This is a genomic window from Chitinophaga sp. XS-30, from assembly GCF_008086345.1.
Classification (GTDB): domain Bacteria; phylum Bacteroidota; class Bacteroidia; order Chitinophagales; family Chitinophagaceae; genus Chitinophaga.
In genome coordinates this window covers 1,398,058-1,411,417 of sequence record NZ_CP043006.1, presented here as the reverse complement: position 1 = coordinate 1,411,417, position 13,360 = coordinate 1,398,058, and the positions used below count along the sequence as shown (strand labels likewise).

Below are 13,360 nucleotides of genomic sequence, written 5' to 3'. Positions count from 1 at the left end.
TTTTATGGTTAACGATAGCTGGTTCGTTTTTCATAACGTGGAATAATAAAAGGCGGGCGGCGAAGCTTGCCGGGTTATAGCACAGCTTCGCTCTCTCAGTCACATGACGAGTTTTTCAATAGCATACATGGTTATATTCTCTTCAAATATTAAAGATGTTCCGTATCAACTTTTTCGATTTGCCGTTCTTCGGCTCATCCACATATCCGTATCCGTGCCCATAGCCGTAACCGGCCACACCGCGCGGCTTCACGCCATTATACACCAGGTTGAGCTTGCCCACTTCACCGTTGCGGTACAATTCGTCTATCAGCTTCAGGTAAAGCCGCGGCGTTACCTGGTGGCGCATTACGTACAGACAGGCATCTGTGAGGGGCGCCAGCAGGCGGGCATCAGTTACCAGCCCTACCGGTGCGGTATCAATGATCACATAATCGAACATATTTCTCAGGTGGCGGACCATTTCCTCCATCCTGCCGTTGAGGATCAGCTCCGTAGGGTTCGGCGGAATAACGCCAGCCGGCAGGAGGAACAGGAATTCGTTCCCCGGCACGGGACGGATCACGTCAGACAGGGAGGATTTACCCACGAGGTAATTGGTGATGCCAGGGTCCCGCTGCACCCCCAGCATATTGCTGAGCATCGGTTTGCGCAGATCAAATTCCAGCAGCACCACTTTCTTGCGCAGCAAAGAGAGACTGGTAGCCAGGTTGAGGGATACGAAACTCTTCCCTTCCCCCGAAATGGAAGAAGTGACCAGCAGGGTTTTGTTATCTCCATTCAACCCGATGTAGGAGAGCGATGTTCTGAGGGAACGGAACTGCTCTGCAACAAGACTGCGTCTGCCATCTGCAATCACTACCGGCTCTTTGCTTTCGTCAAACAATATCTCCGCAACGATCGGGGCGGATGTGACTTTTTCAATATCCGCACGGGATGTAATCTCGCGGTTCAGCATATCTTTCAGGGTGATGAAACCGGCAACCGCCACTATTCCTGCCAGAGCAGCCACGCCCATGATCATGGAGCGCCTGGGGCTGAAGGGTCCGGAAGCGGACTCTGCGGCATCAACGATCCGGCTGTCTGAAATAGCCGCAGCGTATGCCAATGCGGTTTCCTCTCTTTTCTGCAGCAGGAAAGTATAAATGTTATTCTTTATGGCCTGTTGACGGCTTACTTCCAGCAATGCTCTTTCCTTTCCGGGAACAGTGCGCAGCATGCCCATGAAACGGTCGTTCGCCGCTTCCAGCCTTTCGCGGCTGGCCAGGATGTTGGCACGCTGACTGCTGATATTTTCCATGATCCCGGGTTTCAGCATTTCGGCCTGCTTTTTCAGGCTTTGCATAATGGGGCTGTTCTCTGCGGTGGTCTTCGCCATTCTTTCCCGCTCCAGCTCCGTTTCATAGAGTTTACCCACCAGTTCCAGCAAAACGGGATCGGAAATGCCAATGGTGGCAGGCACTACATTTACGCCTTCCGTCTTTCCGCTGACATATCTTTCCACTTCATCCAGCACGGAAAGCTGCATATTGGCTTCACCGATCCTGGTATCATTCTCCTGCACGCTCGTCAGAAAAAGCTTGCTCTGCTCCCCCATGTCCACAATGCCGGCACCGGTTTTGAAGCGTTCCACTTCTTTCTCCACTTCACTCAGTTCGCCCGTAACAATGCGCAACCGCTCTTCCACGAAAGCCATGGTACTGGCGGCCAGCCTGTTCTTATCCGCTACAGCGGCCTTGTTGTATTCGCTGATCAGATTGTTCAGTACATCTTCCCCACGGGCAGGCACCACATCACTGTATTCAAGTTTGATGACGGTCGCCAGCTTGGATATGGGCGTCACTTTGAGGCGGCTCAGAACGGCGGACATGGTTTGTTTTTCGTTGGCCACCCGCAGGTAGCAGGATTTCTCCGGCACTTCCACGCCAGCCCTGGGCGTGATCACCAACTTGCCCCAGCGTGTTGATACGGTGTCAAAAAGCGGGTACGCCTTACTGTCCAGCAGCACCCTCCTGTGCGCGGAATCATACTCCAGCGGCACGGTTTCCGGAGCGCCGTTCTTGATGTTCCAGGGCTCCAGGAACCTGATCTGCACCGGCGCATCCTTGTATGCCACAATATCACGGATGTTCCCCTGCTGGAATATCTCGCCATACAGGTGCAGGTTGCGCACCACATCGCGCGCCAGCGTGCGGGAGGTCAGTATCTGTATCTCGTTCTCGATATTCTTTTTGGAACCGAAGAGGTCCAGCGAGGTCATGATATTGGATTCGCTCAGGTCTTTCGATTCATCTTTTACCAGCAGCGAAGCTGATATTTTATATACAGGCGTTGCATAACGGAGATAAACGTAAGCACCTCCAAGCGCTACGGCAATCGCCAGCAGGAACAAAGGCCAGTATGCCAGGTACCTGTACCGGATCAGGGCAAGCAGATCTACCTGCTCCTGGGGTTGTACTCGCTTATGTGAATTTGTCTGCTGCATAAAATGGTCCCTTCTGAATATGGTTATCCCTGTCCGCACACAGCATGTGCGCAGAAATGGTTTTTCAATATTTACGTATGTACGTTCTAGTTATTTATCACCAGCCTGTCCAGTATGATAACGAGCAGTGAAAGCCCGCTCAGCACTACCGGTAACACCTGCCTCGATCTTTCGGCGCCTGCCACTTTTGATTTATTGGGTTCTACGTACACAATATCATTGGGTTGCAAAAAATAATATGGCGATGTAAATATGGTACCTTCATTCAGGTTCAGCCGTTTGATGGTACGCTGCCCTTCCACGTCCCGGATGAGCATTACATTATCTTTCTTTCCGTACACCGTAATATCTCCCGCCATGCCTAATGCCTCCAGTATGGATATCTTCTCGCTTGTCACGTTCACCACGGCAGGCTTTGCTACTTCCCCCAACACAGTTACCCTGTAGTTGAGGAAACGTACATTCACAACGGGATTTAAAAGTAATCTGCGCTCGTTGAACTGATTGCGCAATGTATCGGTCAGTGCTTTTGTAGTAAGCCCTTCCGCTTTAACGGCACCGAATACAGGGTATTGTATGTAGCCCTGCTGGTCTACCAGGAAACCTGTTCCTGCGGCTGCCCCGGCCATGGCCGGCGGCGCGGTGCCTGCATTCGGAAGATTATACATAGCCGCTTCCTGCGGGCTCAAACTGCTGACCGTGATCTGCAGTACATCATTTTTCTGTATCACCGGCTCAAAGGCCGCATTTACTGTTTGCACCGTCGTATCATTCACATTATGGAAATATACGGCGTTCTTTGTGCTGACGCAGGACGTGAAAGTCCAGCTGGTTAAGGTTATCAATATGGTTTTCAATACAAGAAATGGTCCCCGCTTCTTCCGCATAATATCGATTTAGTTTAAGCGTGCTACTTTCCATCTTCACACTACAATATTAAAACAACTCATGCGCCAACAATACTACTTACTGAAGTACAAAACCCCTGATACTTCCGAATGCGCTTACTCATTAAAGTAGGAAGCCGCTGCCAGCATATATTTCAGAAAAGATTATTCGACCATATCTTGGAGATAAGCTCTGATTTTGAGGCTACATTCAGCTTTTGATAGATCTTTTTGAGGTGTTGATTGATCGTGAAGACGGTAACATAGAGTTTTTCTGCCATTTCTTTATAAGTGTGCCCTTCCTTCAAAAGGGTCAACAACTCGTATTCACGCCTGGTCAGTTTGTCTTTAATGCTTTCCAGCGGGTCTTTGCTGATGTGATTGATGAGCATGTGCGCTGCCTTCGGGGAAAGTGTGCCGCCCTGGTTAACAGCGTCAAGAATGGAATGATAGATCTCCATGAGCCGGCTCGTTTTAATAATATAACCGCTCGCGCCATTCATGATGGATTCTATAACATACTGCTGGCCATCGTGGCCGGACAAAACAATGATCTTTGCATCGGGAAAGGTCTTTTTCAGCTCCTCGATCCCCTGAATACCCGATTCCCCCGGTAACGAAATATCCAGCAGGATAGCTTTCACATCCGGATCTTTATACGGCAATGCCTTGAATTCTTCCATGGACCGGCAGGCAAATACGACCTTGCACTCCTGAAAATCTTCTAGAAATTCTCTATAGTTATTGAGCTGAAAATGATTGTCTTCAATGATGCCTATAGTTATCATATAATGGTTAACGTTGATATGGTTTTTCTCAAAAGCTATCGCCTAGCTCTTCAATACGGTTCCAAGGATTGTCTATTATCAAAGATAAGTCCAAAAATTAAAAATTCATTAGGGTATAGTTTAATTTATTGATAACTGTTCAATTAGACATGCTTATTCATTAATTATTAATCTAAGTAATAAATTAAAAAAAATTATATTAAGGAAATATATATACCATTGTTCCTGTTAGGTATCCTAAGAAATTGTTAAAGTTTTTCCACAAAATGCGGCTGGCAATGCTTAACTTGACGGGAAGAATTTCCGCCTGGATTTATTTTTACGAAGAGAACCATATCTTTTATCTGAAGGATGAAACCGCATCAGCATATCAGGATTTCCCATTTATTGAACGGGATCAAAGAACCCGCGTTGGTACTTAGCACCAAGGAGCTGATCATTATCAAAGCCAATAAACCGGCATTGGCCGCGCTGGGCAACGGCAAAGCTTCCGGCATCACCGGCAAACCCCTTCGATCCGGCTACGGCGGAAGCTCCCTGCAAAATGAAGACATGCCCTTTCCCCTTCCTGATGCATTTCTCCTGCCCGTGTACCCTGACGGTCGCAGACAACTGATCGATTTCCGGGTCAGCCTGATCAAGGTCCAACGTAAAGTTTACTGGCTGGCCATCGGCAGGACCGTGGAAAAGCAGCAAACACTCAAATTGCAGCTGCAAAATCTCGAGAAGGAAAAAATGCTGCACGAAATGAAAGTGAACTTCATGTCCATGGCATCGCATGAGTTCAGAACACCACTGACCGCCATCGCTTCCACAATGGACCTGCTGGAAACAAGGTTGCAGCTGGATGACCGGTACAACGATTTCTTCCGGCACAATATCACCAAGATATCAGACGAAATATTCAACCTGAATACGATGCTGGACGAGATACTCACACTGAGCAAGATCGTCTCCAACAACTTCGCGGCAAAGAAAATAACCGTAGATGTGCAGCAACTCATCGCTACCCTGCAATATCAATATTTCTCCAACCGCAAAGATGAACGGTCCCTCATCATCAAAACGACCGGCACACCGCGGCAGGTCTTTGCCGACAAGGACCATCTGGCAAAAATATTTTCCAACCTCATCGGCAACGCATTCAAGTACTCCGAAAAGAAAGATCCCGCCATTTCACTTTCCTATCATAAACACAAACTGGTCGTGAAGGTCTGCGATCACGGCATTGGCATACCGCAGAAAGATATCCCGCATCTTTTTACTTCCTTTTACCGGGGCAGCAATGTGGATGGCTACGAGGGAACGGGGCTGGGTCTCGCTATTGTCAAAACTTTCGTTGAAGCCAACAACGGCATGATTTCAGTAGAGAGCGAGGAACGAAAAGGAACGACATTCACCCTGGTCTTTAGATACAAGGAAGAGGATTAAGGAAGTGTGGATTCCAAAGTAAAGACAATGAACAAGAAAATACTGCTCATCGAAGACAAGCCTGGCTTATCCGAAACACTGAAATCATTGCTGGAACTGCATCATTATGATGTGATCACGGCTGTTAACGGCAATGAAGGCCTCAGGCTCGCCCGTGGTCACAAACCTGATCTTGTAATCAGCGACATCTATATGCCGGTATTGAACGGCTATGACATGCTGGAGCTGTTCAAGAAGGATGAACAGCTGAAGAAAATCCCCATCGTCATGTTGTCCGCCAAAACAGAAATAGACGAGATCAACCTGGCCATGAAAAAAGGCGCCGCTGGTTATGTGACCAAACCTTTCCTTTTCCGTAACCTGCATGCCGTGATCAGGGACGCGCTCCGCTGAACTGCCACTGCACGCCAAGCATGAATCCTGTATTATCGGATATCTCCCCCCAGTCCAGCCCCACACTGCCGGTGAGGGAAAGACCGTTCACCGGCGTCCGGTAACTCACCTGTTGCAACGTGTACCATTGCGTTCTCGCAGGGTCGAACAACCCGTTATGATAGGTGCCGTGATTCTTTGTCCAGGTCAGAAAGGTTTTGCCGGCCAGCGAAAGCCCGATGTTGTACATCGCTCCCAGATGAAGACCGGTCACCCGGTTGTTGAGAATATTCCAGCCTTTACCACTGATCGAATCTTTAGGAGCATCCCAGTCGAACGGCCGGATGCTTTCAAAATATTTGCTTCCGCGCTGGCGGTTGATGAACAGCGGTGTGCCCGCTATCCTGTCCTGATACTCCCAGCCGGTCAGGTAAATCCCGTTGTTATAGTAGCTTTCGCGGTATTGTATGTGAAAGAAGTCATTCATCTGTTTTGTGTAGATGAACTCGCCGGTCAATTTTTGCAGGATCGCGTTCTCTTTCTTGTTGGTATAAACGATGCCCAGCAACCGGTCTATATTCCGCAGATCGATCCCCTGGCCGGTTTCGAAAGGCGTTTGATTGAAGAGGCGCAGGTGCATGTTGTCATTCTCCCAGTCGATCCCTCCTTCCAGCACACCCCGATGATCCCCCGGCCGGTTGGGCAATATTTCATCGCTGATCACCGTTCCGTCATCCGCTTCCTTTGCAAATACCACATTCAGATAATCGGAAAAATCAGCTTTGATATTGGGCAGATCTTTGCGGTTGCCGCCCCATACAGCATAATGCTGCAATCCTCCGAAGAGCTTCAGCCGGTTTTTCCCGATGCGCAGATAGATGGTCTTCTCATGCAGGAAAGCATTCCGGATATACTGCCGCTTCCCCATCCAGCCATGCCCGAACTGGCCTTTGAATTGTACCCAGCCATTGGTGAAGGGAATATCCACATAATCCGTCAACGCAATGCTGATCTTCGGAACAGGCATGGCATTTCCGCTGAGACCAAGGGAGCCGGAAGAAAGGTCTTTGTCCATCTCCCCGATGATCTCCTCATACCGCCCTGCCCTCAGCTCCAGTTTTTTGAATGCGGCCTTTATGTAGCCTTCCTGCAAAAGCACATCGCCAAAGCGGTTGTTGTTATAGAGACTCAGGCCATAGCGCAGCTGGAAGTTTTCCCCCTGCCCCAGCACATGCCGGTTGCGGATGCGGATATAGGACGAGAGGTCCGATTTGCGGTCGCTGATGGTGCCGAAGCGGTTGGATACCAGCCACAAGGGTTGATAGTCCGCTGTGGCCACCATTCCCTGTGTACCCACGCGGATATCCAGCGAGTCCGCGAACTGTGCCTGCGCACAGGAGAACAGCAGGATAAAAGATATGGTCTGCAATAAACACTTCACAACACCAAGTTAACCCTGTTCCTCCGGCAGGGATGATACTTAAACTAGTATAAATCCCCCCCGGGGGCTGAAAAATGATACTAAAGGGAGGAAGAATAAATATTTTTCAACAAAATTTAATAAAATTCAACTAAAGCATTGCGTGTTGACAAGAATGCTGCTATCTTCCCGCTATTCCAAATCTTTATATTTTCATGACACGCAAATCATTACGCAGCGGCCTCTGCACGCTACTCATTATTGTTCTGGCCGGTTTCCACGTTCATGCGCAAAAAAAATATGCGCCACCGGCTTTGACGAAGCCGGACTCCTGGTCCATGATCCTTATTCCGGACCCGCAGAGTTATGTCAAGTTCGAGCGCAACCAGCCCTTGCTGGAACTGATGACCTGCTGGATCGCGGAGAACATCGATTCCATGCGCATCAAGCTCGTCCTCTGCACGGGAGACCTGGTGGAGCAGAACGACATCATCAACCCTGATGGCATTAAAGTGAACCAGCCCAGCAAAAGACAATGGGAATCCGTTGCCCGCTCCTTCTCCCGGCTGGACGGTAAAGTGCCTTATGTGAATGCCTCCGGTAATCACGACTATGGCTACCGCAGCGCTGAGGTAAGAAGAACGCAATACAATACCTACTTCCCGGTAGACAAGAATTTTCTCACGCAAAAGATGATCCGTGATGTGGCGCTCAATGGCGAAGGCATCCCCACCATGGAAAATGCTTCGTTTGAATTTACGTCCCCGCACGGGAAGAAAATGCTGGTGCTGAACCTGGAGTTTGCGCCCCGGGATACCATTCTCACCTGGGCAAAGGCACTGGTGGATGAACCGCGGTATAAGGACCATTTTGTGATCGTGCTGACGCATTCCTATATGAACAGCAAAAACGAACACATCAAAGAGGAAAAGTACAAGCTGAAGGACAGGAATTACGGCGCGGCCATTTTCGAGCGCCTGATCAAACCTTCCAGAAATATCCGCATGGTATTTGGCGGGCACATCGGTAAACCGGATGATCCGCTGGGTCATATTGCCTTCAGGACGGATGTGAATGCCGCCGGCAAAAAAGTGCAGCAAATGGTATTCAATGCACAGGCCCTCGGCGGCGGTTGGTACGGGAATGGTGGTGATGGGTGGCTCCGTATCCTGGAGTTCACCGCCAACAATACGGTGAAAGTAAAAACTTTCTCTCCGCTGTTTGCGATCTCTCCCACAACGCAACAGTTCGCCTGGAGAACAGCGTCGCACGATGAATTTGAGATCCCGATCGACTAAAATGAAAGTAAAATAATAGGCCCGGCATTGTTCAGAGAAGATCAGGCAGCCAACTGCAAAGCACTAAAGCGCATGGTTTAAATAACGCCCGGAGCCAATAAAAAGGGCTGCCTCAAAAGTAATTTGATGGATTTGAGCATCGTGTAAAGAAAACTCTCTCCACCAAGTACCCAGATAAAAACGGGTAAAATTACTTTTGAGGCAGCCCTTAATAATAAATTCCCAGTTTTACCTTTTCCGTTTCACCTGCTGCAACAACCATTTCACGAGATCCTCCGCGGCGGCGGGATTTTCGTAATCCGGCGTCAGCCTCGTGCCATCCACATACTCATTATACAGCCAGGGATCACCCACGGCGAACACAGTGCCTTTGCCCACTTTGGCTACAGCCATGATCACATCCTCTCCTTCTTTTATCACCGCTTTTGCCGGACGCCTTAGAGACAGCACGCTGATCTCCTTCAGATAGGCTTTTTTAATGGAGGGAAAAACAGCATGGTTTGCAGGGATATGCACCGCACCCGTTGGCAGGTCTTTTCCCTTCACCATATTCCGGCTTTTATTGGTAAAAGTGATGCCGAAGCGGCCGGACAGCTCACTGAAACGCTGCAGTTCCGCATTGGCGCTGTCATTGCCCATCAGTAACAGTACCCCTCCTTTTTTAACCCATTTATAAATGGCATTGATATGTTTTTTTTCAACAAAAGCCGGTGCGGGATTCTCTTTTTCGTTATCCGGATCTACGATGATGTACACATCGGCATTCCGCAGATTTGCTGCATCGGGCGCTTCGTATAACGTAGCGGTATCCGCACCGTGTTTCAGGAACAGGTCTCCCAGTATAGAGAACCCGCTCATTTCCTTCTCCGACCATTTATAATGCCAGGAGCGAAGTACACCGTTGGCGTCTTTCTTCTGCTCATTGTTAAAATAACTGTCCAGCACTACGGTTTGCGCGGAGGCCTGCAGCGAGGCCATCATTAACGTGGTATATATTAATGCTTTCATCGTAAAACAAATTACTATTGTTTACCGACATATGCAAACGTTTGCAGAAAATCATCCCGGAAGAAGCACTGTCAAGGCTTTTAGGGCAAAAAAATTGGAATTACAGCTTGCCATGCGGGAAAATCAGCTGTCCCAAAAGTAATCTTGCCTGCGGGGTAAAGAAGCCCTCCGTTCCGGTAGACATACTTCTGAGACAGCCTTGTAATTATACTTTCACAAGATCACTGATGCCGGCCCGGGCTTCCCTGGCTGCATCTACCATGTTCGCGAGCGCGGCCTCCGTTTCCGGCCATTTTCTCGTTTTAAGGCCGCAATCCGGGTTCACCCAAAGATTACGCACCGGCAGGCGCTCCGCTGCTTTTTGCAGAAGGCTGAACATCTCTGCCCGGGTGGGTATGCGGGGCGAGTGGATATCATATACTCCCGGGCCTATCTCGTTGGGATAACGGAAATCCGCAAATGCTTCCAGCAGCTCCATTTGTGACCTCGAGGTTTCAATGGTGATCACATCAGCATCCATTGCGGCGATGTGACGAATGATATCGTTGAACTCGGAGTAACACATGTGCGTGTGTATCTGCGTATCATCCCTGACAACGGAAGCCGATATACGAAAAGCCCGGATAGCCCAGTCCAGATACGGCTCACGATCTTCTTTACGCAATGGCAATCCTTCCCTGACGGCTGGTTCATCTATCTGGATGATACCGATACCGGCCTGTTCCAGTGCCGCTACTTCGTCCCGGATGGCGAGCGCGATCTGGCTGGCTGTAAGCGAACGCGGCTGATCGTCCCGCACAAAGGACCATTGCAGGATCGTTACCGGTCCGGTAAGCATGGCCTTCATCGGCAGACTGGTCAGGGATTGTGCGTACTTCGTCCATTTCACGGTCATATCCTCCGGACGGCTCACATCGCCGTAAATCACCGGCGGCTTTACGCAACGGCTGCCATAGCTCTGCACCCAACCGTTACGGGTAAACGTAAATCCATCCAGCAGTTCGCCGAAGTACTCTACCATATCATTCCGTTCAAATTCCCCATGCACCAGTACGTCCAGCCCTATCTTCTCCTGCCAGCGTATAGCCGATGCCGTAGCCTCCGCGATCTTTTCGTCATATGCTTCCTGCGTGATGGCGCCTTTGCGCAACTGCGCGCGCAGTTGGCGGATATCATCCGTCTGCGGGAAAGAACCGATAGTAGTTGTCGGAAACAGTGGCAACCTGAACCGGTCCGCCTGCAGCTGTTGCCGCTGCGGGAAAGCGCTTTGGCGGGCCACACCTGCATCCGTAATGGCGGCGGTTCGCTGTTTTACCTCCGGTTTGTGGATACGGCTGGATCCCCGGCGGGAGGAGATGGCAGCCCTGTTCGCCTCCAGCAAGGCCATATTGCCTTGAAAGATAAGATCAAGCGCCTGCACTTCCTGCAACTTCTGGCGGGCAAAGGCCATCCAGGAAATCATCTCGGGGTCAAGCTCCGTTTCGAGGGACAGGTCAGCGGGTGAATGGAGGAGGGAACAACCGGGGGCGATCATCACGCGCTCTTCTCCAAGCGCAGCTACTGCTTTGCGGATGAAAGACAAGGATGTATCATAGTCATTCTTCCAGATGTTCCGGCCGTCCACCACACCGAGGGACAGGGAGGTTTTCGGCGGCATGGCTTGCAGAACGGCATCCAGCTGCTGCGGCGCGCGGGTAAGGTCTATATGCAGGCAACAGACCGGTAAATTGGCGGCAAGCGCTGTGTTCTCCCGCAGCCCTTCAAAATAAGTGGCTACGATCAGCTTCAGGCCTTTGGTTTGCCGGGCGATCTCCCGGTATGCCTGCACATACGCTTCCTTTTCTGCTTCCGTGAGATCGGTGGCCAGGAAGGGCTCGTCCAGCTGCACCCATACCGCTCCCTGTTCCCGCAGCTTTTGCAGTATCTCTATGTACACGGGCAGCAGCCGGTTGAGCAGCGCTATACGGTGAAATCCGCTGCCTTTCTCCTTTCCAAGCAGCAGATATGAAACCGGACCGATCAGCACCGGCTTGGGAATAACACCCGTAAAATGCCGGGCAGCATCAAAGGCATTGAATACCTTGTTGGAGAACAGGCGGAACTGCTGGTCTGCCGTAAATTCGGGAACGATGTAGTGGTAATTGGTATCGAACCACTTGGTCATTTCCATGGCGGTAATGTCCAGCCCCTGCTGCTGGAATCCTCTGGCCATGGCGAAATACAGATCGATCTCAGCGTTCCCGCCCACTTCTGTAACAACGGGCGCATAACGGTCCGGCACAGCGCCGAGGAGCAGGCTCATGTCCAGCACCTGGTCATAAAAACTGAAATCATTACAGGGGATGAGATCCATCCCGGCATCCTGCTGGATCTTCCAGTGTTCCTCCTGCAGCCTTTTTGCGGTAAGGAACAGATCACTGCGGCCAATAAGGCCCTGCCAGTACTGCTCGCAAGCTTTCTTCAGCTGGCGGCGGCTTCCCATTCTGGGATAGCCAAGGTTGTGTTTGAGCATACGCATAAAACTTTTGGTTAAACATTAATTGTGCATTAATGCTCCTTACAGTTTCCGGTATGCTTTCAGGAATTGTGTAGAAGGTGAGGAACGAAAAGACAGGGCACACCTGTCCCTTCCCGACTACTGCTTCAAATCGCGAAAGCATTTGTCTTATACAGCGGGCAAGTATCCTGGCTTGTAACATTATTACCGTCCTTCTCATCCCTGTTCAGGTCAGGACAATGGACCAATCTGGTAATAATTCAGGTAGTTACTTACAGTTGCGCGACAGCCCGTGATTTGCACACGGTTCCTTATTAAAGGCGACTTTCGTCGCCTACCGCGCTGTAGAAAGAAAAAAGAAATAAAGTAAAGAACTTGAGGGCAAAGATAGGAAGGTGGCCAATAATTTCCTATATTTTGTTAAGTGAGGGTTAAAGGCATACCATGCATACCTGATATTGTTAAGAATGATTAACAATGTATTTTTGGCATAGAATATGCAAATATCTTCGCAACAAAATGTATTGCTACCGAAAGTTTGATGATTAGCAATCCTGATTTTAACCTATGGCACGGTATATCCCGTCTTATCTAAACCTAACGGAGACGTACACACGCTACACACTCGGTAAGGAGTAATAATATTAACATATCCGGATAACCATACGCACCGCTGGCATCAGCAGCCGGATATGTGTGCGTTATGTCTCCGGATGATCGAATTGTATATTGTATATGAATAGGATACTTGTAGTAGAGATGATCTGCTGATGCTCCGGATTATAGAAATGGTGCTCAGAAGGGAAGGGTACGAAGCAGATACCGTCATGAACGGGAGAGAAGCGGCGCTTAGCCTCAGGACGAAAACGTATGATCTCATCCTGATAGATCTGAAGCTGCCCTTCTCCCATCTTAAGGAAATGGTGGAACAGTTACGTATAAGCCAGGCTGCGCGTTACTTTCCGGTACTGGTGATATTGATCTCATCATTCATTGAAAACAGCGTAGGCAGCTGGTTCGGGATCGATGCGGATGAGTTCATTCACAAACCGCTGTCGCCATACGACCTCGCGGGAAAGGTAAACCGGCTGCTCGGATACGGGCAGGTAGAGGTGTAATGCCGGCCTTCCATCTGTTGTTCGTTCCCTTCTTTTAATGTATATCTTTGCGGAAA

10 protein-coding genes and 1 riboswitch are annotated in these 13,360 nt (G+C 49.7%); of the genes, 4 read left to right on the top strand and 6 right to left on the bottom strand.

What is annotated here, in order from left to right:
• Positions 1 to 142 precede the first annotated feature (142 nt).
• The 3 genes from FW415_RS05950 to FW415_RS05940 all read right to left on the bottom strand — a co-directional run bounded on the left by FW415_RS05950 (position 143) and on the right by FW415_RS05940 (position 4,160).
• Positions 143 to 2,485 carry a polysaccharide biosynthesis tyrosine autokinase gene (locus FW415_RS05950; protein ID WP_148383363.1) on the bottom strand — a complete coding sequence of 781 codons (2,343 nt, stop codon included), beginning with the start codon at positions 2,483 to 2,485 and terminating at the stop codon, positions 143 to 145.
• Positions 2,486 to 2,571: 86 nt separating this feature from the next.
• A complete protein-coding gene (locus tag FW415_RS05945; protein ID WP_148383362.1) occupies positions 2,572 to 3,372 on the bottom strand; it encodes a polysaccharide biosynthesis/export family protein in 801 nt (266 codons plus the stop codon).
• A gap of 155 nt (positions 3,373 to 3,527) precedes the next feature.
• Positions 3,528 to 4,160: a response regulator transcription factor gene (locus FW415_RS05940; protein ID WP_148383361.1), complete on the bottom strand. Its 633-nt coding sequence runs from the start codon at positions 4,158 to 4,160 to the stop codon at positions 3,528 to 3,530.
• 351 nt (positions 4,161 to 4,511) lie between these two features.
• On the opposite strand from FW415_RS05940, the gene FW415_RS05935 reads away from it, so the two are divergent.
• On the top strand, positions 4,512 to 5,591 hold the full coding sequence (locus FW415_RS05935) for a sensor histidine kinase KdpD (RefSeq protein ID WP_148383360.1): 1,080 nt from the start codon (positions 4,512 to 4,514) through the stop codon (positions 5,589 to 5,591).
• 27 nt (positions 5,592 to 5,618) lie between these two features.
• Positions 5,619 to 5,984 (top strand): response regulator, encoded by a 366-nt coding sequence (locus FW415_RS05930; protein ID WP_148383359.1) that lies wholly within the window; start codon positions 5,619 to 5,621, stop codon positions 5,982 to 5,984.
• On the opposite strand, the gene FW415_RS05925 is transcribed toward FW415_RS05930, so the two are convergent.
• The gene (locus FW415_RS05925; protein WP_148383358.1) at positions 5,965 to 7,404 is read right to left on the bottom strand and encodes a capsule assembly Wzi family protein; all 1,440 of its coding nucleotides are present in this window, start codon (positions 7,402 to 7,404) and stop codon (positions 5,965 to 5,967) included. The genes FW415_RS05930 and FW415_RS05925 overlap by 20 nt on opposite strands.
• Positions 7,405 to 7,598: 194 nt before the next feature.
• On the opposite strand from FW415_RS05925, the gene FW415_RS05920 reads away from it, so the two are divergent.
• A complete protein-coding gene (locus tag FW415_RS05920; RefSeq protein ID WP_148383357.1) occupies positions 7,599 to 8,681 on the top strand; it encodes a metallophosphoesterase in 1,083 nt (360 codons plus the stop codon).
• A gap of 228 nt (positions 8,682 to 8,909) precedes the next feature.
• Here the strand turns inward: FW415_RS05920 and FW415_RS05915 are convergent, their stop codons facing one another.
• Together FW415_RS05915 and metE are read right to left on the bottom strand one after the other, a co-directional pair.
• Positions 8,910 to 9,689, bottom strand: coding sequence for a DUF4350 domain-containing protein (locus FW415_RS05915; RefSeq protein ID WP_148383356.1), 780 nt, complete (start codon positions 9,687 to 9,689; stop codon positions 8,910 to 8,912).
• A gap of 205 nt (positions 9,690 to 9,894) precedes the next feature.
• Positions 9,895 to 12,201: a 5-methyltetrahydropteroyltriglutamate--homocysteine S-methyltransferase gene (metE, locus tag FW415_RS05910; RefSeq protein ID WP_148389846.1), complete on the bottom strand. Its 2,307-nt coding sequence runs from the start codon at positions 12,199 to 12,201 to the stop codon at positions 9,895 to 9,897.
• A 145-nt stretch (positions 12,202 to 12,346) separates the two neighbouring features.
• Positions 12,347 to 12,544, bottom strand: a riboswitch (cobalamin riboswitch).
• Between the two features lie 412 nt (positions 12,545 to 12,956).
• On the opposite strand from metE, the gene FW415_RS05905 reads away from it, so the two are divergent.
• On the top strand, positions 12,957 to 13,304 hold the full coding sequence (locus FW415_RS05905) for a PleD family two-component system response regulator (protein WP_148383355.1): 348 nt from the start codon (positions 12,957 to 12,959) through the stop codon (positions 13,302 to 13,304).
• The last annotated feature ends 56 nt before the right edge of the window (positions 13,305 to 13,360 follow it).

Bases quoted from the DNA above. Each gene is read 5' to 3' on its own strand.
- FW415_RS05930 (WP_148383359.1), top strand. From the start codon at position 5,619: ATGAACAAGAAAATACTGCTCATCGAAGACAAGCCTGGCTTATCCGAA.
- metE (WP_148389846.1), bottom strand. From the start codon at position 12,201: ATGCTCAAACACAACCTTGGCTATCCCAGAATGGGAAGCCGCCGCCAG.
- FW415_RS05905 (WP_148383355.1), top strand. From the start codon at position 12,957: ATGCTCCGGATTATAGAAATGGTGCTCAGAAGGGAAGGGTACGAAGCA.
- FW415_RS05950 (WP_148383363.1), bottom strand. From the start codon at position 2,485: ATGCAGCAGACAAATTCACATAAGCGAGTACAACCCCAGGAGCAGGTA.
- FW415_RS05920 (WP_148383357.1), top strand. From the start codon at position 7,599: ATGACACGCAAATCATTACGCAGCGGCCTCTGCACGCTACTCATTATT.
- FW415_RS05935 (WP_148383360.1), top strand. From the start codon at position 4,512: ATGAAACCGCATCAGCATATCAGGATTTCCCATTTATTGAACGGGATC.
- FW415_RS05940 (WP_148383361.1), bottom strand. From the start codon at position 4,160: ATGATAACTATAGGCATCATTGAAGACAATCATTTTCAGCTCAATAAC.
- FW415_RS05945 (WP_148383362.1), bottom strand. From the start codon at position 3,372: ATGCGGAAGAAGCGGGGACCATTTCTTGTATTGAAAACCATATTGATA.
- FW415_RS05915 (WP_148383356.1), bottom strand. From the start codon at position 9,689: ATGAAAGCATTAATATATACCACGTTAATGATGGCCTCGCTGCAGGCC.